General features: G+C 66.4%; 20 protein-coding genes. 3 read left to right on the top strand and 17 right to left on the bottom strand.

Annotated elements, in window-relative coordinates:
• Positions 1-27 precede the first annotated feature (27 nt).
• Positions 28-843, bottom strand: coding sequence for a M48 family metallopeptidase (locus tag CSAL_RS14480; RefSeq protein WP_011508153.1), 816 nt, complete (start codon positions 841-843; stop codon positions 28-30).
• A gap of 122 nt (positions 844-965) precedes the next feature.
• On the opposite strand from CSAL_RS14480, the gene CSAL_RS14475 reads away from it, so the two are divergent.
• On the top strand, positions 966-1,835 hold the full coding sequence (locus CSAL_RS14475) for an ATP-binding protein (protein WP_011508152.1): 870 nt from the start codon (positions 966-968) through the stop codon (positions 1,833-1,835).
• A gap of 41 nt (positions 1,836-1,876) precedes the next feature.
• On the top strand, positions 1,877-3,475 hold the full coding sequence (locus CSAL_RS14470; protein ID WP_011508151.1) for a GGDEF domain-containing response regulator: 1,599 nt from the start codon (positions 1,877-1,879) through the stop codon (positions 3,473-3,475).
• Positions 3,476-3,481: 6 nt separating this feature from the next.
• Here CSAL_RS14470 and der read toward each other — a convergent pair whose 3' ends face one another.
• The 13 genes from der to CSAL_RS14405 all read right to left on the bottom strand — a co-directional run bounded on the left by der (position 3,482) and on the right by CSAL_RS14405 (position 16,047).
• Positions 3,482-4,885: a ribosome biogenesis GTPase Der gene (der, locus tag CSAL_RS14465; RefSeq protein WP_011508150.1), complete on the bottom strand. Its 1,404-nt coding sequence runs from the start codon at positions 4,883-4,885 to the stop codon at positions 3,482-3,484.
• Between the two features lie 186 nt (positions 4,886-5,071).
• The gene (gene bamB, locus CSAL_RS14460) at positions 5,072-6,235 is read right to left on the bottom strand and encodes an outer membrane protein assembly factor BamB (RefSeq protein WP_011508149.1); all 1,164 of its coding nucleotides are present in this window, start codon (positions 6,233-6,235) and stop codon (positions 5,072-5,074) included.
• On the bottom strand, positions 6,235-6,891 hold the full coding sequence (locus CSAL_RS14455; protein WP_011508148.1) for a YfgM family protein: 657 nt from the start codon (positions 6,889-6,891) through the stop codon (positions 6,235-6,237). Before CSAL_RS14455 ends, bamB begins: the two co-directional genes overlap by 1 nt.
• Positions 6,892-6,939: 48 nt before the next feature.
• Positions 6,940-8,226, bottom strand: coding sequence for a histidine--tRNA ligase (gene hisS, locus CSAL_RS14450; protein ID WP_011508147.1), 1,287 nt, complete (start codon positions 8,224-8,226; stop codon positions 6,940-6,942).
• A gap of 41 nt (positions 8,227-8,267) precedes the next feature.
• Positions 8,268-9,383, bottom strand: coding sequence for a flavodoxin-dependent (E)-4-hydroxy-3-methylbut-2-enyl-diphosphate synthase (ispG, locus tag CSAL_RS14445; RefSeq protein WP_011508146.1), 1,116 nt, complete (start codon positions 9,381-9,383; stop codon positions 8,268-8,270).
• A gap of 7 nt (positions 9,384-9,390) precedes the next feature.
• Entirely contained in the window at positions 9,391-10,446 is a 1,056-nt protein-coding gene (locus tag CSAL_RS14440; RefSeq protein WP_011508145.1) for a RodZ domain-containing protein, read from the bottom strand.
• Positions 10,447-10,487: 41 nt separating this feature from the next.
• Entirely contained in the window at positions 10,488-11,228 is a 741-nt protein-coding gene (gene pilW / locus CSAL_RS14435; RefSeq protein WP_035413429.1) for a type IV pilus biogenesis/stability protein PilW, read from the bottom strand.
• Positions 11,229-11,332: 104 nt separating this feature from the next.
• A complete protein-coding gene (gene rlmN / locus CSAL_RS14430) occupies positions 11,333-12,460 on the bottom strand; it encodes a dual-specificity RNA methyltransferase RlmN (protein ID WP_011508143.1) in 1,128 nt (375 codons plus the stop codon).
• A 60-nt stretch (positions 12,461-12,520) separates the two neighbouring features.
• Entirely contained in the window at positions 12,521-12,946 is a 426-nt protein-coding gene (ndk, locus tag CSAL_RS14425) for a nucleoside-diphosphate kinase (protein ID WP_011508142.1), read from the bottom strand.
• A gap of 150 nt (positions 12,947-13,096) precedes the next feature.
• The gene (locus tag CSAL_RS14420; protein WP_011508141.1) at positions 13,097-13,423 is read right to left on the bottom strand and encodes a HesB/IscA family protein; all 327 of its coding nucleotides are present in this window, start codon (positions 13,421-13,423) and stop codon (positions 13,097-13,099) included.
• Positions 13,424-13,472: 49 nt separating this feature from the next.
• On the bottom strand, positions 13,473-14,621 hold the full coding sequence (locus CSAL_RS14415) for an aminotransferase class V-fold PLP-dependent enzyme (protein ID WP_011508140.1): 1,149 nt from the start codon (positions 14,619-14,621) through the stop codon (positions 13,473-13,475).
• A gap of 46 nt (positions 14,622-14,667) precedes the next feature.
• Positions 14,668-15,153 carry a Fe-S cluster assembly transcriptional regulator IscR gene (gene iscR / locus CSAL_RS14410; protein WP_035413434.1) on the bottom strand — a complete coding sequence of 162 codons (486 nt, stop codon included), beginning with the start codon at positions 15,151-15,153 and terminating at the stop codon, positions 14,668-14,670.
• A gap of 114 nt (positions 15,154-15,267) precedes the next feature.
• A complete protein-coding gene (locus CSAL_RS14405; RefSeq protein WP_035413436.1) occupies positions 15,268-16,047 on the bottom strand; it encodes an RNA methyltransferase in 780 nt (259 codons plus the stop codon).
• A 155-nt stretch (positions 16,048-16,202) separates the two neighbouring features.
• Between CSAL_RS14405 and CSAL_RS14400 the strand changes: the two genes are divergently transcribed.
• Positions 16,203-16,997 (top strand): inositol monophosphatase family protein, encoded by a 795-nt coding sequence (locus CSAL_RS14400; protein WP_011508137.1) that lies wholly within the window; start codon positions 16,203-16,205, stop codon positions 16,995-16,997.
• 126 nt (positions 16,998-17,123) lie between these two features.
• Here CSAL_RS14400 and CSAL_RS14395 read toward each other — a convergent pair whose 3' ends face one another.
• Genes CSAL_RS14395 through CSAL_RS14385 form a run of 3 tightly spaced genes read right to left on the bottom strand, consistent with a single transcriptional unit; the run spans position 17,124 to position 20,102 of the window.
• Positions 17,124-18,569 carry an aldehyde dehydrogenase family protein gene (locus CSAL_RS14395; RefSeq protein WP_011508136.1) on the bottom strand — a complete coding sequence of 482 codons (1,446 nt, stop codon included), beginning with the start codon at positions 18,567-18,569 and terminating at the stop codon, positions 17,124-17,126.
• Between the two features lie 10 nt (positions 18,570-18,579).
• The gene (locus tag CSAL_RS14390; RefSeq protein WP_011508135.1) at positions 18,580-19,323 is read right to left on the bottom strand and encodes an MBL fold metallo-hydrolase; all 744 of its coding nucleotides are present in this window, start codon (positions 19,321-19,323) and stop codon (positions 18,580-18,582) included.
• Positions 19,320-20,102: a carbon-nitrogen hydrolase family protein gene (locus CSAL_RS14385; RefSeq protein ID WP_011508134.1), complete on the bottom strand. Its 783-nt coding sequence runs from the start codon at positions 20,100-20,102 to the stop codon at positions 19,320-19,322. The genes CSAL_RS14390 and CSAL_RS14385 overlap by 4 nt, the downstream gene beginning before the upstream one ends.
• Between the last annotated feature and the right edge of the window lie 5 nt (positions 20,103-20,107).

The raw sequence follows: 20,107 nt of genomic DNA, 5'->3' as shown, positions 1-20,107 counted from the left end.
CCCGGCAGCGCGATGCCGGGCCGCTTTTCAGCGTCGGCAGTCGGGCCGCTGGCCGTTGGCCCGGGCCTGTTCGTAGAGCGGCATGGCCTCGTTCATGCGCTCGCGCAACCCTTGCATGCGGGCTTCGTTGCTGGGGTGGGTGGACAACCATTCCGGCGGCTGGCCCTGACTCTGCGCGGCCATGTTCTGCCACAGCTCGATACTGGCATTGGGATTGAAGCCGGCCTCGGCCATCAGGTCGAGGCCGAGCTTGTCGGCTTCCGATTCCTGCTTGCGCGAGAAGGGAAGAATCACGCCGTACTGGGCGCCCGCGCCGAGCAGCCCCATGAGCTGTTCGCCGGTGGCACCCTGCAGGCCGGCGGCGGATTGCAGGATCGATAATCCGGTTTGCGTGGCCGCCTGCGTCGATACGCGCTCGTTGGCGTGGTCGGATAATACGTGGGCCACTTCGTGGCCGATGACGGCGGCCAGTTGATCCTGGTTCTCGGTGACGTCGAGCAGCCCGCTGTTGACCCCGATATAGCCTCCCGGCAGGGCGAAGGCGTTGGCCGAATCGTCCTTGAAGACCTTGACTTCCCAGGTCGCGATGCCCGCATCGGCGGGGACTTCGTCGGTGATGGCGTCGGCGACGCATTGCACGTAGTCGTAGGTGGCGCCGCCGACTTCCGGCAGTTCCTGCTGATATTGCGCGAAGCTTTGCTGGCCCATCTGCTGGAGTTCTTCGTCGGAGAAGAACGCCAACTGGTTGCGCCCCAGCGGCGAGGTGCTGCACGCGGCCAGCGTGGCACCGATGAGGCCGATGGCAAGCGGCGTACGTAGACGGGAAGGCAACGTCCTTTGCATGAGAGTCTCCTGATGGGTTCTGGACCCGATGACCAAACGGCTCCAAGATACCCCGATGCCGCGTTGGGTCAACCTCCCTCGCGGTGCATGTCCCCGGACCGAACAGCGACAGGAGTGAGAGGATGGATGCCGAGCTAGCGCAGCGCCTGCTCAAGGTGTTGGATCGTGTCGAGGCCTGGCTGCCGCTGGAGCCTGCCAGCGTCGATTGGTCGCGCGATGTGGCGGCGCTCTGGCAGCGCAACGCCCTGGGCGGGCAGTTGATGCCGGTGGCCGCGCGCGATGGCGTCACGATGGACGACCTGGTGGGGGTGGAGCGCCAGAAGGCGGCGTTGCTGGCCAATACGCGCGCTTTTCTGCACGGCCGCCCGGCGAACCATGCGCTGCTCTGGGGCGCCCGCGGCAGCGGCAAGTCGTCGCTGGTGAGGGCACTGCTCAACACCCTGGCGCCCGAAGGCCTGCGCTTGATCCAGGTCGACCGGCACGACCTCGTGGGGCTGCCTGGCCTGGTGCAGCGGCTGCGCGACGCCCCGCAGCGCTTCATCGTCTACTGCGACGATCTCTCCTTCGAAGGACACGATGACGCCTACAAGGCCCTCAAGAGCGTGCTCGACGGGACCCTGACGGGACCGCCGGAAAACGTGCTGCTCTACGCCACCTCCAATCGGCGGCATCTGCTGCCCGAGTCGCTCGCCGACAATCAGGATACCCGGCTGGTCGACGGCGAACTCCATCATGGCGACGCGGTCGAGGAACGCATCTCGCTTTCCGATCGCTTCGGCTTGTGGTTAGCTTTTCACCCGTTCAATCAGGACACCTATCTCGATGCGTGCCGACACTGGGTGCATCATCTGGGAAGCGAGGCCGACTGGAGCGAGCAGGCGCGTGTCGAAGCGGTACGCTTTGCTACCTTGCGGGGAGTACGTAGTGGACGCGCCGCCTGGCAGTTCGCTTGCCAGTGGGTCGGAGCGGCACAGGAAGACGCGCGTTCATGACGTCGCCGACGTGACGTCGCCATGGTCAGGGAGGAAGCACGATGCACGACAGCGAGCGCAAGCAGCGCCTCGAGGCACTGCAGGTTCGGTATGCCGAGCGGCTGCAGGATGACGTGCAGACGGTGCTGGCGCAGGTCGACGAGATGAGCGCGCGCGCCGGCGCCGCCGACATGGCGGAACTGGAAGCGCTCTGCGACGCCTTGCAGCGTATCGCGGACTCCGCCGGCACCTTCGGGCATGAGAGCTTGAGCGAGACCTGTGGCAATGTGGCACGCCAGATCCGTGACTGGCTCGATGGCGACCTGCTGCCGGCGCCCTATACGCTGGCGGCATTGCTGCCGCGCTTGCAGCAGGGAGCCGCGACGCTTCCCGAGCGGGGCGATGCCTCGGTCTCGGCGGCGCCCGGCGAGACGCTGCCCACGCGTCTGGCGTTGCTGGGCGAGGACAGAGGCCGGGGAGAAGCCCTGGCGGCGTCGCTGGACGCGCTGGGATACACCTGCCGTACCTTCGCCATGCACGAGGTCGCCGCCTCGATCGCCTGGGCGCCTGACGTGCTGGTGATCGACGAACAAGGCATGTCGCGTCAGCGGTGGTGCGACGAGTGGACCGCCTGGCCTGCACCGCGACCGCATTTGCTGGTGATGGGCGGGGACGATGCATTCACCGCGCGTCTGGAGGCGGTGCGTCTTGGTGCCGAGGGGTATTTCATGCCCCCGCTGGACGTGTCGTTGATCGACCGACGCGTGCAACAGTTGCTGCCCGGGCCGGTGGCGTCGCCCCTGCGCGTGCTGATCGTCGACGACGATATCGAGCTGGCCGAGCACTATCGCCTGGTGCTGGCGGGGGTGGGGATCGAGTCGTGGGTCGTGAATGCGCCCGCCGACGCCTTGACCGTGCTGCGCGAGGAACGGCCCGACCTGGCGCTGGTGGATACGCGCCTGCCGGGCTGCAGCGGTCGCGATCTGGTCCAGGTGATGCGGCTCGAGGAGGCCTGGCGGCATCTGCCCGTCGTGTACCTCGCGGCGGGCAGTGACGTGAGCAAACTGGCGCTGACGCGCAGCGGCGATGACTTCCTGGGCAAGCCGGTGGATGATGACGCCCTGGTCGCGACGGTAGTGTCCCACGCCCAGCGCGCACGTCGCTCGCGTCAGGCCATGGGGCGCGACGGCATGACCGGCGTGCTGACCTACGAGGCCCTGCAGGAACTGCTGGAGGTCGAATTCGCTCGCGCCCGGCGCAGCGGGGCCCCGACCAGCCTGGCATTGATCGATCTCGACAGGCTGGGGGCGCTGAATGCCCGGCACGGTCACACCAGTGGCGACTACGCGATTCGTCAGCTGGCGGAGCGGCTGACCCAGCAGTTGCGGTTCATCGATCACGTGGGGCGTTACACCGGGGGAGCGTTCTGCGTGGTCCTGCCGCATTGCGATCCCGAGGACGCGCAGCGCGCCATCGAGCGTATCCGTCTGCAGTTCCAGGCGCAGCCGCTCGGCGAGCATGCCGACATCGACGTGACGTTTTCCGCCGGGGTGGCGAGCCTGCATGAGGCGGAAAGCGTCGAATTGGGGCTCGATGTGGTGGGGCGTCGGCTGTATCGCGCCAAGCTGGCGGGACGCAATTGCGTCCTCGCCGAGGGCTGATCGGCGTCAGCGACGGTTCTTGCGTGCCTCGCGCGTGCGCCCCAGTTCGCGTTGCTTGGCCTTCTCGCGATCGCTCGCGTCGGGGTTGCTGTCGTAGGGGTTCTTGCCCGAGCGAAACTCGAAGCGCAGCGGCGTGCCGCGCACCTTGAGAACCTTGCGGAAGGTATTGGTCAGGTAGCGCTTGTAGGCCTCGGGGAGCGAGCCGGTCTGATTGCCGTGGACCACGATGATCGGCGGGTTGCTGCCGCCCTGGTGGGCCATGCGCAACTTGATGCGGCGGCCGTGGATCAAGGGTGGCTGATGCTCGCTCACCGCGTCCTGCAGGATGGTGGTCAGGCGGTTGGTCGACCAGTGGCTGTTGGCCGAATCGAAGGCACGGGTGATGGACGGGTAGAGATCGCCCACCGCGGTACCGTGCAGCGCCGAGATGAAATGCATCTCGGCATAATCGGCGAAGCCCAGGCGTCGCTTGATCGCGGCGCGCATCTTGTCCTTGGCTTCCTGTTCGAGTCCATCCCACTTGTTGACCGCCAGAACCAGAGCGCGGCCGCTGCTCAGCACGTAATCGAGCAGGTGCAGGTCCTGTTCGACCAGGCCGCTACGGGCGTCGAGCACCATGATGGCCACGTTGCAGGCCTTGATGGCCTCGAGCGTCTTGATGATCGAGAATTTCTCGGCCGCCTCGCTGACGTTCTTGCGTCGCCGCACGCCGGCGGTATCGACCAGCACGTAGGGCTTGCCCCGGCGCTCGAAGGGAATCTCGATGGCGTCGCGGGTGGTACCGGCTTCGTCGTATACCACCACCCGGTCTTCGCCCAGCAGGCGATTGACCAGCGTCGACTTGCCCACGTTGGGCCGTCCGATGACGCCGATGCGGATGCCATTGCTGAGATCCGGCGGTGCGGCGTTGGCTTCACGCGGCGGGAAGGGCGCCAGGACCTCGTCGATCAAGCTGGTGACGTTGCGCCCGTGCGCGGCGGCGATGGGACGCGGGTCGCCCAGGCCGAGCCGCCAGAACTCGGCCATTGCCGAGTGCTCTTCCAGACCGTCCGTCTTGTTGACCACCAGCCAGGTCTTCTTCTGATTGACGCGCAGGTGGTTGGCGATGGCCTCGTCGGCGACATTGAGCCCGGTGCGTCCGTCGACCATGAACAGCACGATGTCGGCTTCGTCGATGGCCAGCAGCGACTGCTCGGCCATGGCGGCGTCGAGGCCTTCCTCGTTGCCGCTGATGCCGCCGGTATCGATGACGGTGTAGGTCTTGTCGCCGAGAACGCCGTTGCCGTACTTGCGGTCACGCGTCAGGCCGGGGAAGTCGGCGACCAGCGCGTCGCGCGTGCGGGTCAGACGATTGAAGAGGGTCGACTTGCCGACATTGGGTCGGCCTACCAGGGCGATGACGGGATTCATGTTGTCTCGTAAACCGGCGAACGGAAGCGGTGAGTGAGGCTGTCGCGCGATACCGCGCGCCAAGTGCGTGACGCGAGCGCCACGCTGTCGCTGGGGGTGATTCTAGCATTGCTGGCCGGCGGGGCCCACAAATGACACGGGCACCTCGTGTCGAGGTGCCCGGTACGCAGAGGGAGCGGACTCGGCTCAGTCGTCGATGGTCTCGACGTCGTAGGCGGCGAGTTCCCCATCGTTGGCGAGCGTGTAGAGACGCTGTGAATCGGCCAGCAGAGGTACGCTGATACCATCGCCGCCGAGTTCGGTGCGTCCCACGACCGACCCGTCGGTGGCGTTCAGCAGGTGCACGTAGCCCTGGTAATCGCCCAGTGCCAGCTTGCCGTCGACGAACGCCGGGGCGGTCAGGTCGCGGCCTTCCAGGGCGTCGGACTCCCACAGCACGCGACCGCTGTCGACGTCGAGCGCCAGGACGTGGCTGGCTTCGTTGACGGTGAAGAGGTAGTTGCCGACGCGCAGGGGCGTCAGATAACTGGACTCGTCGCGTGACCAGATCACTTCGCCGCTGGTGGCTTCGAGCGCCATGACCCGCCCGTTGTAGCTGGTGACGAACAGGCGGCCGTCCTGCGAGAGAACCGGCTGGCCGTCGAGGTCGACGAGGCGATCCACTTCGGTGCGCCCTTGCGGCACGGCGACGCGCATGTCCCACAACGGCTGGCCGCTGCGGTTGTCCAGGGTGACCAGGCGACCATTGGCGAAGCCGACGAACGAGACCGGTTCGATGACGCGTGGCGTGCCCGTACCGCGCAGGGTCAGGGACGGCTGGCTGCTGCTGTAGGTCCACTCTTCCTCGCCGGAGAGACGGTCCAGTGCGGTCACGGTGCCGTCGGCGCTCTGCACCACGACCAGTTCGCTGTTGACCTGCGGTGCCGCCAACACCTCGCTGGAGACGCGCGCGCGCCAGGCTTCGCTGCCGTCGTCACGGTCGATGGCGATGACCTCGCCGTTGCGGGTGCCGGCGTAGAGGCGCGCACTGTCGTTGGTCATGCCGCTGGACAACGGGGTATCGAAGCGCACTTCCCAGCGCGTGTCGCCGCTGTCCGCGTCGAAGGCGCGCAGCAGGCCGTCGGCATCCGCGGCATAGAGCGTGCCGTCGGCCAGCAGCGGCATCAGGGGATAGCGTGCACGCCCCAGACCGTCGCCGACCGAGGCCGACCAGCGCTCGTCGAGCGTCGCCGAGGGCGAGAAGTCCTGCAGGGCCTTGGGCGGATATTGCGGCTCGACATTGCCTGAACACCCCGCCAGCAAGGCGGACAAGGTGAGCGCGGCCGGTAACAGAAAGTGGGTCGGTTTCATCAACTGGCGTCCTCTACACCGAGATTGTCGAGCTTGAGCCGTACGCCGAACAGGGGCTGGTCCTGATCCTCGGCGCGGGCGAGAGCGTCCTGGTAGGCCTGGCGTGCCTGATCGGGCTGCTCGAGTGCCACGTAGGCATCGCCGCGAATATCGGCGGCCTGTGCCTTGAGCGTGGCGGGCACGTCGTTCTCGAGGGTCGACAGTGCGCCCTGCGCGTCATCCATGGCGATCTGCACGCGGGCCAGGTTGAGACGTGCCAGCCCGGTGAGATAGCCGTCGTCGCTGTTGGCGGCAAAGGCCTGCAGCGTGTCGCGGGCGCTCTCCAGCTCGTTGGCCTGGATGGCCAGGCGCGCGCGTATCAACTCGGCGAAATCGGCATAGAGCGTGCCGCCGTGCTCGTTGACCAGGGCATCGATCATGTTGGTGGCCTGTTCGCGCTGCGCGTCGCTCAGGGTGTCCTGCTGCATCAGCAGCGTGAGCTGCTGATAGCGCTGCGAGGCGGCTTCCGCCTGGGAGGTCTGATAGTCCTGCCAGGCATTCCAGGCGAAGACGCCCGCTCCGGCGAGTACCACCCCGGCGATGATCGACTTGCCGTATTCCTTCCACCAGCGCTTGAGCGTCTCAAGCTGTTCGTCTTCGGTGCTAAGCTCCGCCACGGGCGGTCTCCTTCAATGGCTGTTCGTGCGATACGCCCCGGGGCGTCCTCAGTCTTCGGCGAGAAGCGCTTGGAGACGGGCCGCCAGCGCCTCCCGAGCCACGCTTTCCTGCTCGCGATCCTCGCGCAGGAACTTGATGCCGACGCTGCCGCTGGCGATCTCGTCGTCACCGAGCATCAAGGCGATACGTGCACCGCTCTTGTCGGCCTTCTTGATCTGGCTCTTGAAACTGCCACCCCCGCAATGGACCTGCAAGTGCATTTCGGGCAGGGCGTCACGCAGATGCTCGCCCAGCAGCATCGCCTCACGGCTGGCGGTGTCGCCCATGGCCGTGAGATAGACGTCGGGACGCGAGCGCGCGGCCTCGGGCACGAGGTCCAGGGTCTCGAGCAGCAGGATCAAACGCTCGACTCCCATGGCGAAGCCGACGCCGGGCGTGGGCTTGCCGCCGAGCTGCTCGACCAGGCCATCGTAACGTCCGCCGGCGCATACCGTGCCCTGACTGCCCAGCGCCTGGGTGGTCCACTCGAACACGGTTCGGCTGTAATAGTCCAGCCCACGCACGAGGCGCGGGTTGATGACGTAATCGATGCCGGCCGCGTCGAGCATGGCGGTCAATTGCTCGAAGTGCGCCCGCGACTCGTCGTCGAGATGATCCATGAGGCGCGGCGCGGCCTCGAGCATCTCTGCCATGTCGGGGTTCTTGGAGTCGAGGATGCGCAGCGGATTGCTGGTCAGGCGGCGCCGCGAGTCCTCGTCGAGCACCTCGGCATGGGCCTCGAAATACGCGACCAAGGCGTCGCGATAGGCGGCCCGCGCCTCGCTGGAGCCCAGGGAATTGAGTTCCAGGCGGACGTGCGGCATCAGGCCCAGGGCATCCCACAGCCGCGCACTGAGCAGGATCATTTCGAAATCGATGTCCGGCCCCAGCATGCCGTAGGCTTCCACGCCGACCTGGTGGAATTGCCGATAGCGGCCTTTCTGGGGACGCTCATGGCGGAACATGGGACCCTGGTACCACAGACGCTGGGTCTGGTTGTACAGCAGGCCATTCTCCAGTGCGGCGCGCACGCAGCTGGCGGTGCCCTCGGGCCGCAGCGTCAGGCTGTCGCCGTTGCGGTCCTCGAAGGTGTACATCTCTTTTTCGACGATATCGGTGACTTCGCCGATCGAGCGCTTGAACAGGGCGGTCTGCTCGAGAATCGGCGTGCGAATCTCGTTGTACCCATAGCGCTGCATGAGATGCTGGATCTGGCGCTCGAAATACTGCCAGACAGGCGACTGCTCCGGTAGCAGATCGTTCATGCCACGGATGGCCTGGATCTTGTTGCTCAATGCTGACTCCTGAACCGGTTACGGGGCGCGAGCGGCGCGCGTCATGCCTCGCGCGCGATGGTATCGCGTTCGCGGGCTTCTTTTTCGCGGACCTTGTCGCGGATCAGTGCTTCCAGGTCGTCGACCAGGTGGTCGTTGCGCAGCTTGCTGGCCGGCTTGCCGTCGATGTAGACGAGGTTGGCCGGATCGCCGCCGGTCAGACCGATGTCGCTTTCCTTGGCTTCGCCGGGCCCGTTGACCACGCAGCCGATGACCGAGACGTCGAGGGGCGTCATGATGTCGTCGAGGCGTTCCTCGAGGGCGTTCATGGTGCCGATGACGTCGAAATTCTGCCGCGAGCAACTCGGGCAGGCGATGAAGTTGATGCCCTTGCTGCGCAGGCGCAGGCTCTTGAGCATGTCATAGCCGACCTTGATCTCCTCGACCGGGTCGGCGGCCAGCGAGACGCGGATGGTGTCGCCGATGCCTTCCATCAGCAGCAGCCCCAGGCCGATCGAGGATTTGACCGTGCCCGACCGCAGGCCGCCGGCCTCGGTGATGCCGAGGTGCAGCGGCTGATCGATGCGCTGGGCGAGCTGGCGATAGGCGGCCACCGCCATGAACACGTCCGATGCCTTGACGCTGACCTTGAAGTCCTGGAAGTCGAGGCGATCGAGGTGCTCGATATGGCGCATGGCGGATTCGACCAGCGCCTCCGGCGTGGGTTCACCGTATTTCTTCTGCAGGTCCTTTTCCAGCGACCCGGCGTTGACGCCGATGCGAATGGGAATGCCGTGATGCCGTGCGGCATCGACCACTGCACGCACGCGGTCCTCGCGGCCGATGTTGCCGGGGTTGATGCGCAGACAGTCGACGCCCAGCTCGGCCACGCGCAGGGCGATCTTGTAATCGAAGTGGATGTCGGCCACCAGGGGCACCGAGACCTGGCGCTTGATCTGGCCGAAGGCCTCGGCGGCATCCATGGTGGGCACCGAGACGCGCACGATGTCCGCGCCCGCTGCCTCGAGCTGACGAATCTGCGCGACGGTGGCGTCGACATCCAGCGTGTCGGTATTGGTCATGCTTTGCACGGCGATGGGGGCGTCCCCACCGACGGGGACGTGCCCGACATGAATCTGGCGCGACTTGCGCCGTTGGATCGGAGATTGCATATGCATGGGCGTATCACTCTCCCAAGGTGAAGCGGGCGACGTTGTTGCTGCCGGTATGCTCGCTCAAGTCGACGTTGTCGTCTCGATAGCTGATTTCGACGCCGGTGGCATTGCCCACGGTGAGGCGAAACGGTGGCGTGCCCTCGACCTGGGCCTGGGTGCCGGCATCCTGCAATCCCGCCAGCAGGCGTTGGTTGTCGGCATCATAGATCTCGGTCCATGACTGCTCGTTGAAGGTCAGCGTCAAGCGGTTGGGGTCGGCGGTTTCCGCGGCGCTATCGTCCGCCGCGGTGTCGGTGTCTTCCGGAACGCCGGCATTCGCCGTGGTGGCCAGCTCGGCCGCCTCCGGTGATGCGCCATCCGTGCCGGCCGTGCCTGCCTCCTGGGAGGCGTCGGCCGCCGGTGCTTCTGCTTCGGCGTCCGTGGTGTCGTCGTCGACCAGCCCCAGTTCGCTGTCGTTCTCGGGCAGCGGTGGCAGACTCCCCTGCTCGTCTGCGGAGGCGGTGGCCGACGGCGAGGCGCCAGCGTCGCCGGTGGCGCTTTCGGTGACCGAGGCATCGCCGCCATCTTCCTGGGTGACGTCACCGTCCTGGGTGGTTTCCATCGACACGGAAGCGCCATCTCCCAGCCCGAAGAACTCATTGCCTTCACGGCTTTGCCACCACAGCAGCGTCAGGCCGATGAGGCCGAGCACGATCAGCAGCGTGACCAGCTTGAAGACCCAGGCACCGAGTCGTGACGGGGGCTGCGATCGATAGGCTGGGGTCACCGTACGATCGAGATCGTCGCGGCCGTGGAGCGCGTCGTAGGCCTGCGCCACGCGCTTGTCGTCGACGCCCAGCAACTTGGCGTAGGCGCGCAGGTAACCGCGCCGATAAGTGGCGATCGGGACCTGATCGTACTGGTCTTCCTCCAGGCCCTTGACCACGGCGGGCCGCAGGTTGAGCTGCTCGGCGACTTCCTCGAGGGACAATCCCTGTCGTTCACGCTCGCGCCGGAGTTGGGTGCCCGGCGGTTCGTGTCCGGTCGTGGGAGCGTGGGGATCGTGTTGTTCGTGAGTGTCGCTCATGCCAGAGCATCCTTCTCGAATTCGGGTGGTCGGATCATGCCTCAGGAACCGTCGAGCTGCCGATGATAAAAGGCCGCGGCTTCCTGGTCGCCTCTTGCGCGAGCGATTTCGCTCGCCAGTTCGAGACTGTCCGGAGTCGCATCGGCCAGGGTAAAGAAACGCTGCAGGCGTTCCCAGGCACGTTCATCGTGACCCTGCGTATGGTCGAGTCTCGCCAACAGGAGCAGGCTTTGCGTGTCTCGCGAGTCGTAGGCCAGCGCTTGTTCCAGCGGACGCCGTGCGGCCTCGAGATCGCCCTGCTCGAATCGGCAGCGCCCCAGGTTGGCGAGCAACTGGGCGCGATTGTCGTATGTCATGTCTTGCGCCGCTATCCGCAACTGCCGGCAGGCGGCGTCGAGCTTGCCCTCATCGTACAGCAATGCGGCGTAGTTATTGCGCGCGCGAGTATAATCAGTGTCGGCTTCCAGCGCACGTTCGAAGAACTCCTCGGCGAGTGCGGGTTCTTTCTGACGCTGATGGAGGAGGGCCATGCCTTCCAGGGCCTGCGGGTCCTGAGGCCCAAGTTCGAGGGCGTGTTCGAGCGCGCGTCGCGCGCGAGAGAGGTTGTCGCGCCGGAGATAGGCCAGCCCCAGGTCGGTATAGGCGGAGACCGCTTCGCCGGTATCCGGCGGCGCGTAGGGCGATGCACTTTCGACCTGCACGGCGCAGCCGCCCAATAGCCAGACGAGCGACATCGCGGCACTCAACGAGCGGATCGAAGGTGGACGATGGCGACGCGTCATGGGGCCCTCTCGAAACAATGGCGTCAAACGGTGCGAGGCGATGGATTTCGTCGTCTGGAAGTGTCCCATCAAAGCGCCGCACCCTGGCGAAGTCAAGGCAAGGCTCAATCAGCGTCGAGCTGGATGGACTGGATGTAACGCTCGTGCCGCTTGGTGCGATCCTTCACGCGTCCCACCAGCTGGCCGCAAGCGGCGTCGATGTCGTCGCCGCGCGTGGTGCGTACGAGGGCCGTGTAGCCGAGATCGTACAGCCATTGCTGAAAGCGCATGACCTGATTGCGCGAAGGCTTTTCGTAGCCCGAGTGGGGAAACGGATTGAAAGGGATCAGGTTGATCTTGCTGGGGAGGTCGGCGAGCAGGGCCGCGAGCTCCTCGGCATGATGCTGCTGATCGTTGACGTCCTTGATGAGGGTGTACTCGATCGTCAGCATGCGCGTGTCGTCGCACTTGGCGAGATAGCGACGGCAGGCGTCGAGCAAGGTGGCGATGTTGTACTTGCGGTTCAACGGCACCAGTTCGTTGCGCAGCTCGTCGTTGGCGGCATGCAGCGACACTGCCAGGCTCACGTCGAGCTCGTCGCCGAGCTGGTCGAGTTTCGGCACCACGCCGGAGGTCGACAGCGTGACGCGGCGCTTGGAAAGTCCGTAACCGTTATCGTCGAGCATCAGCTTCATGGCCGGCACGACGTTGTCGTAATTGAGTAGCGGCTCGCCCATGCCCATCATCACCACGTTGGTGACCGGACGATTGGTGGTGTCCCGGCGTGCCCCGAAGCTGTTGCTGGCCACCCACACCTGGCCGATGATCTCGGCGCTGGTGAGGTTGCGCTGAAACCCCTGCTTGCCGGTGGAGCAGAAGCTGCAGTCCAGCGAGCAGCCGACCTGGGAGGAAACGCACAGCGTCCGACGCTTGCCACCCTCGGCCGGGATCAGCACGGTTTCCACGTAGCTGCCGTCCTCGACCTCGAGCACCCACTTGCGGGTACCGTCCTGCGAGGTGCCCTCGTAGACCACACGTGGCCCGCGTATTTCGGCGAGCTCCTCGAGACGCGTGCGCAGCGCCTTCGAAAGGTTGGTCATCGACGCGAAGTCGGCGCAGCCTTCGTGATGGATCCACTTCATCACCTGCGCGGCGCGGAATTTCTTCTCGCCCAGCGAAACGAAGAAGGACTCCATCTCCTCGCGGGTAAGGCCGAGAAGGTTGGTACGGGGCGTGACGGTATCGAGGGTCATGGTGGGTCGTACGCTCGGTGGATGGCGGTGCGGGGGCCTCGCGGCCCCCGCGCGAAGCGATCAGCGTGCGCAGATCTCTTCGTTGCCGAAGAAGTAAGCAATCTCGCGCTCGGCGGATTCCGGCGAGTCGGAGCCGTGCACGGCATTGGCGTCGATGGACTGCGCGAAGTCGGCGCGAATGGTGCCGGCGGCGGCTTCCTTGGGATTGGTGGCGCCCATCAGGTCACGGTTGGCGGCGATGGCATTCTCGCCTTCCAGCACCTGCACGATCACCGGCCCGGACGTCATGAAGCCGACCAGGTCGCCGAAGAAGGGGCGTTCCTTGTGCTCGGCGTAGAACCCTTCGGCCTGGGCCTGGGAAAGCTGCAGCATCTTGGCGGCGACGATTTTCAGGCCGGCCTTTTCGAAGCGGCTTTCGATTTCGCCGATGACGTTCTTGGCGACGGCGTCGGGCTTGATGATGGACAGGGTGCGTTCGTTGGCCATGAGGTCAAATTCTCCGTGACGGAAAGCGATGGTCTGGGTCGAGACGGCAACGCGCCGCTCGGGGCGACGCGTTGCATGACGCTCGACGGATGTCGAAAAATCGCGCCATTGTAGCGTGTCGTGGGACGTGGCGCACGTCCCTGCGACGTGCTAGACGTTGAAGCTTTCCCCGCAGCCGCACTGGTCGGTGGCGTTGGGATTGTTGAAACGGAAGTAGCGGTTGAGCCCTTCGCTGACGTAATCCACTTCCGTGCCGTCGAGGATGGTCAGGGCTTCCTTGTCGACGAGCACCTTGACGCCATGGTCTTCGAACGGCACGTCGTTGTCGCCGATCTCGTCGGCGATGTCGAGTACGTAGCTGTACCCGGAGCAGCCGCTGGGCTTGACGGCCACGCGTAGCCCCAGGCCATTGCCGCGCTCGGCGAGCACGTGCTGGATCTGGTCGGCGGCGGCGGGGCTGATGCGAATGTTAGCCATGATGACCTCCTTGCGAGCGTCGCCACGCGGTGGGCGCGGCGACATCGATTCATTGGCGCAGGGCGCCGAGTGCGTGACGAAGTTCGGCGGTCGCGGTGTCGATGTCGGCCTCGGTGGTGAAGCGTCCGAAGCTGAAGCGTATGGACGACAGCGCGAGGATGCGATCCACCCCGATGGCTTTCAATACATAGGATGGCTCGACACTCGCCGAGTTGCACGCCGAGCCGGTCGAGACGGCCAGCGCGCGCAGCGCCATCAGCAATGATTCGCCATCGACGCCTTCGAATGCCAGGTTGACGATGTTGGGCACCGAGACGTCGAGTGCCGTGTTGCAATGGATGCCCGCGCAGTCGTCGAGCCCGTCGAGAAAGCGTTGCCGCAGCGCCAGGCTCCTGTCGCGATCGCGCTCGAGCTCGTCGGCCGCCAGGGAGAAGGCTTCCCCCATGCCGGCGATCTGGTGCGTGGGCAGGGTGCCCGAACGCATGCCGCGCTCGTGGCCGCCGCCGTGGATCAAGGCCTCGAGGCGGATGTCGGGGCTGCGCCGGACGTAAAGCGCGCCCACGCCCTTGGGGCCGTAGGTCTTGTGCGCCGACATCGACATCAGGTCGATGCCCAGGGCGCCGACGTCGAGCGCGATCTTGCCGGTGGCCTGGGCGGCATCGACATGCAGGACCGCGCCACCGGCATGGGTCACCTCGGCGAGCGCGGCCAGGTCGTGAATGCTGCCCAGCTCGTTGTTGACGGCCATCAGCGAGACCAGCACGGTATCCTCGCGCATGGCATCGTTGAGCTGCGTGGGCGTCACGCGGCCATCCGCGCCGGGCGTCAGCCAGGTCACCTCGAAGCCCTCGGCCTCGAGGGCCGTGGCGGTGTCGACGACCGCCTTGTGCTCGATGCGCGAGGTCACCAGGTGCCGGCCGCGTGCGCAGTTGGCCCGCATGAAGCCGATCAGCGCGAGGTTGTCCGCTTCGGTGGCGCCGCTGGTCCAGACGATTTCACGCGGGTCGGCCGCGATCAGGTCGGCGACCTGACGCCGGGCGCTTTCCACCGCCTGTTCGGCCAGCCAGCCGGGCATGTGGCTGCGCGAGGCGGGGTTGGCGTAGACGCCATCGAGTGTCAGGTGACGTGCCATCAGCTCGGCGACCCGCGGGTCGACGGGCGTGGTGGCGGCATAATCGAGGTACACGGGTGAGGTCATGACGGCTCGTATCGCTGATGGCGCTGGCGCCTGTCGCCACGCAGGGTCACTGCGGGGCGATGCTGATGGTATCGGTACTGATCGTGTCCGTTGCCACGCGCTGATGCTGGCGCGCGGCGATATCGCGGACTTCCTGACGCTCGACCAGCTCGGCGAGCGTGATGGCGTCGAGAAAGCCGTGAATCTTGTCTGACAGGTCGCACCACAAGTGGTGTGTCAGGCAGGTATCGCCCTGCTGGCAATCCGACAGCCCCTGGCAACGCGTGGCGTCCACCGACTCGTCCACCGCGCCGATCACCGAGGCCACCGAAATGGCGTTCGCGCCGTGGGCCAGCAGATAGCCTCCACCGGGGCCGCGCACGCTCTTGACCAGCGCGGCGCGCTTGAGCCTGGCGAACAGCTGTTCCAGATAGGACAGCGAAATCGCCTGGCGTTTCGAGATGTCGGCGAGGCTGATGGGGCCGGCATCGGCATGCAACGCCAGGTCCAGCATCGCGGTGACGGCGTAGCGTCCCTTGGTCGTCAAGCGCATAAGTCGAGTCGGTCGGGCAGCGGTGAAAGAGCGGTTGACCAGGCGGAGCATGCGATCCGTGGGGGACCCGTCGCCTGAAGCGTGATCGCATTATGGGAAAACCCAGTAACGCGGTCAACCATTCCCGTCGCCGTCTTTGCGTGCCGCCAGAGCGCGGCTCTGCTTGTTCACGGCACCGAGGATGCCGCGCAGGATGTTCATTTCCATGCTGTCGATATGCGTGCGCAGGAAGAGCCGCCGCAGGCGTGCCATCAGCTGGCGCGGGTTGTCCGGATCGTGGAAGTCGATATCGATCAGGGTGCGCTCCAGATGCTCGAAGAAACGCTCCAGGTCGTCGTGCGTGGCCGGGGGGTTGTCCCATTCGACGCCGAAGGGCGTCTCGGTATCTTCCGCGTCGCTGCCCAGAAACGCCAGACGGCACTCGTAGGCGAGCACCTGGACCGCTGCGGCGAGGTTGAGCGAGCTGAAGTCGGGGTTGGTGGGGATGTGCACATGCGCATGACAGCGTTGCAGCTCGCCGTTGGTCATGCCGCTGTCCTCGCGGCCGAAGACCAGCGCGGCCCGTGCGTTCTCCGGCGCGCACTCCCGGGGCAGACGCTCGCCGAGCGCGCGGGGCGTGAGCATGGGCCAGGGCAGGTGGCGCACACGGGCGCTGGCGCCGACCACGAAGGTGCAGTCGCTGACGGCTTCCTCGAGGGTGGCATGCACGCGGGCGTTGCTGACCAGCGCATCGGCGCCGGAGGCACGCGCGTGGGATTCCGAGCCGTACACCTCGCAGCGCGGCGCGACGAGGGCCAGGTCGGCGAGCCCCATGTTGTGCATGGCACGGGCGGTGCCGCCGATGTTGCCGGGGTGGCTGGTGCCGATGAGGACGATACGAAGTTTGTCGAGCATGATGAATAAGGCGCGGGGCTGAGGAACGAACGGCGAGTCTATCATGGCTGCGGGCTGCGGGCTGCGGGCTGCGGGCTGCGGCGCTTTCCGTGCAGGGCCCCGTCTGCTAGGATGCGCCACGTTCTTTAACAGTTTCCGAGATTCAGGCCCGTATCATGCATCCCATGGTTCAATTCGCACTGCGCGCCGCGCGTAGTGCCGCCGAGCAGTTCGTGCGCGCTCGTGATCGTATCGAAGTCGCGCGTGGCGACCGGCAGCTCGATCAGCTGCTCGAGGATACCGCGCGTAACGCCGAAACCCTGATCGCGACGCAGTTCCGTCGCAGCTACCCGCAGCACGGCATTTCCGGCCGTTACACGCCGCACCGCGACGGCGAAGGCGAAGGCGCCGACTTCCACTGGCGCATCGAGCCGTTCCACGGCTATTCCAATCTGGCGGTGGCATCGCCCAGCTTTGCCATCTCGCTGGTCTGCCTGGTCAAGGGGCGGCCCGAGCATGCGGTGATCGTGTGTCCTTTCACCGACGACGAGTATCTCGCCAGTCGCGGACGCGGCGCGCAGCTCAACGGTCGCCGCATCCGCGTGCCGAGCCACATCAACGTCGAAGGTGCGCGCGTCGCCGTCGGCTTGCCGGAGACCTGGCTGCGCACACGCCATCTGCCCGTCTACTTGACCCTGACCCAGGCGCTGGGGCCGAAGGTCGAGAGCTTCCTCAGCACGGGGAGCGGCCTCCTGGATCTCGCACAGCTGGCCGCCGGACGTGTCGATACCGCCTTCGTGCTGGGTCTCGAAGAGCAGGACCAGCTCGTCGGCAGCCTCCTGCTCAAGGAGGCCGGCGCCCTGATGGGGGGCCTGGACGGCAGCCCCACGGTCGGGCCCGAGCAGAACCTCATGGCTGCCACCCCGCGCCTCTACAAGAATCTGGTGCAACAGCTCAAGACACGGGTGTAACACCGCCCCGGCGACGCTCGACTCGCCACACAACGACGCCCCCGTCGGCTAATGCCGGCGGGGGCGTCTTGCGTTTCGGCCGGTCCCAAGGGGACCGGCCGTCGTGCGTGTCGAGCGCGGCGCCGGTTATGCCGGCCCGATCAGGTGCTTGACTTCCAGATAGGCGGACAGCCCCCAGGGACCGAGCTCGCGGCCGATGCCGCTGCGCCCGAAGCCGCCCCAACTGGCCTCGGGCATGACGATCTGCTCGCTGTTGTACCAGATGTTGCCGGCGCGCAATGCACGGCCGACCCGCTGGGCGCGTTGCGGATCGCCGCTGATGACCGTGGCGGCCAGGCCGAACTCGTTGTCGTTGGCCAGGGCGATGGCATCGTCATCGGAGGCGACACTGCGTGCGCACAGCACCGGACCGAAGATCTCCTCGCACCACAGGCGGCTGTCGGTGGGCACGTCGCGATACAGCGTCGGAGCGATGAAATAGCCCTGCGACGGCAACTGGCGATGGCGGGCGTCGCGCACCGCATCCAGCCCCTCGCGCTCGGCGACGGCCAGGTAGTCGCGGACTCGATCGCGCTGACGCTGGCTGGTCATCGGTCCCATGTCGGTGTTCTCGCCCAGCGGATCGCCCAGGCGTATGGCGTCGATGCGCGTGGCCAGTGCCTCGTACAGCGCCTCGGCCAGGGTCTCGTGCACGATCAGCCGCGAGGTCGCCGAGCAAATCTGCCCGCTGTTGAAATAGATGCCGGCCATGACCCAGTCGGCGGCCTGTTCGACCTCGGCATCCTCGAGTACCAGGATCGGCGACTTGCCGCCGAGTTCCAGCGACACGCCGCGGCTCCCCTCGGCGGCGGCCTGCATGACGCGCTCGCCCACGGCGTTGCTGCCGGTGAACGACAGCTTGTCGATGCCGCGATGATGCGTCAGCGGTATGCCGATGCCGTCGCCATCGCCATGCAGCAGGTTGAGCACGCCCGGCGGCAAGGCGATCTCCAGGGCGATCTCGGCGAGGGCCTGTTCCGGCAGCGGCGTGACCTCGGAGGGCTTGAAGACCACCGTGCAGCCCGCCGCCAGGGCCGGCGCGATCTTCCAGGCGCTGGTCACCAGCGGGAAGTTCCACGGCGTGATCAGGCCGATCACCCCGGCGGGATCTTCGTAGCAGTGGGCGTCGACGCCCTCGATGTCGTGGGTGATGCGGCGTCCCTGACGCGCTTCCAGGTCGCCGGCCTGACGTGCGTAGTAGCGATAGCAGGCGATGGCGTCGTCGAGATCGATGCCGGCCTCGGCGAGCGCCTTTCCGTTGTTGGTCGCGGACAGCTCCATCAGGGCTTCGCGGCGGGCCGTCAGGGCGTCGGCCAGCGCATTCAGATAGGCGCCGCGACGTTCGCCGCCCAGGGCATGCCATCCGGGCAGCGCACGGCGTGCCGCCTCGACGGCCGCCTCGACGTCGCGGGCATCGCCGGCCGTGACCTCGGCGATCTGGCGCTCATGATACGGGTCCATCACCGCCAGGCGTCGAGTGCCGTGACTCGCGACCCAGCGGTTATCGATGAATTGGTGGTCGAGTGCTTGCATGTTGGCTCCTTCAGAGGGCGTGGTCGCGCAGCCAGTCATCGATCATGGCGTGCAGGCGTGCCCCGGAAAAACTGGGAAAATGACCGCCGTGGACGACGCGCGCGGGCAACTCGCGCAGACGGCGCATGCTGGCGGCGTAATCGCGGGCGTTACTGTGATAGACATCCTCGATCAGTGGCCCGTCATAGATGAGATCGCCCGAGATCAGGATACCGCTGGCGGCCTCCCAGAGCGCGATGCCGCCGGGGGAGTGCCCCGGTGTATGGATGACCTCGAAACGGCGGTCGCCGAGGTCGATGATCTCGCCGTCCTCGAGCGTGGCGATACGCGTCGGCGGGGCGATACGGTAGCGGTGATGCTCGAAGGGGGCCGGCGGCAGGGCATCGAACATGGCGTCGTCGAGAAAGGCGTCGGCCAGGGTGCGCGCGTTGTCCGGGTCGGCCAGGATATCGGCCTCGGCGGCGTGCACATGGCAGCAGTCGAACTCGTGCGCGCTACCGATATGATCGAAGTGGGTGTGGCTCGCCACCGCGATCAGGTCGCGTTCGCTGAGCAGCGGGACCTGCCGGCGCAGCGGCACGGCACCCAGCCCGAAGTCCACCAGCAAGTCTCTCTCGCGGCCCCGCACGTGCCAGATATTGCAGCGGTAGAACGGCTTGATGGCGGGCTCGTCGATCCGCGTGATCCCGTCATCGAGCGAGGTGGTGCGATACCAGCTCGCGGCATCGCCCCGAGGAAGCGAGAAACGGCTCATGCGATTGTCTCCGGCATCGGCCTGAGGTCCTGGAGGTAGTCCTGATGGGCGCGGCTTGCGTCGATGCGGCTCAGGTCGATGTCGACCACCAGGCTGCCCGCCGCGTCACCGAGGCGCCCCAGAACCTCGCCATCCGGTCCCGCTATCAGGCTGTTGCCGCAATAATGCAGTTCGGCTTCCTCGCCGGCCCGGTTGATGCAGGCGACGAAGCACTGGTTGTCGAGGGCCCGGGCCCGGATCTGCAGCGCCTGGCGCTCGGCATTGGGCACCATGTTGGCGGTGGGCGAGAGGATGACCTGAGCCCCTTGAGTGGCGAGCGCCCTGGCCACCTCGGGAAACTCGTTGTCATAGCAGATCATCAGGCCGAGGCGGCCGAGGCGCGTCTCCACCACGCAGCAGTCCTCGCCGGCGGCGAAGAAGGCATGTTCGCGATCCCACAGCTGGCGCTTGTGGTAGGTGGCGATACGCTCGCCCCGGTCGTCGATCAGCACGGCGGAATTGGTCAGGCGCCCGTCGGCTTGCCGCTCGGCCAGGCCGAAGAGCAGGAACAGTTCGTGCTCGGCGGCGAGCTCGGCGGCCCGCTGGGCGATCGGGCCGCCCACCGGCTCGGCGAGTTCCTCCAGTCGCTCGAAGATGTTGTAGCCGCTCAGGGCGAGCTCGGGGAGGACCAGCAGGTCCGCACCGGCCGCCACCGCCTGCTGGCACTGGCGCGCAAGAGACGCCAGGTTGGCGGCCACGTCGCCGCACACGGGGTCGGTCTGCGCCAGCATCAGTTTCATCGGTG

This window comes from Chromohalobacter israelensis DSM 3043, from assembly GCF_000055785.1.
Taxonomy (GTDB): domain Bacteria; phylum Pseudomonadota; class Gammaproteobacteria; order Pseudomonadales; family Halomonadaceae; genus Chromohalobacter; species Chromohalobacter israelensis.
The sequence above is the reverse complement of the archived record's forward strand: the minus strand, read 5'-3'. Positions and strand labels throughout refer to the sequence as shown.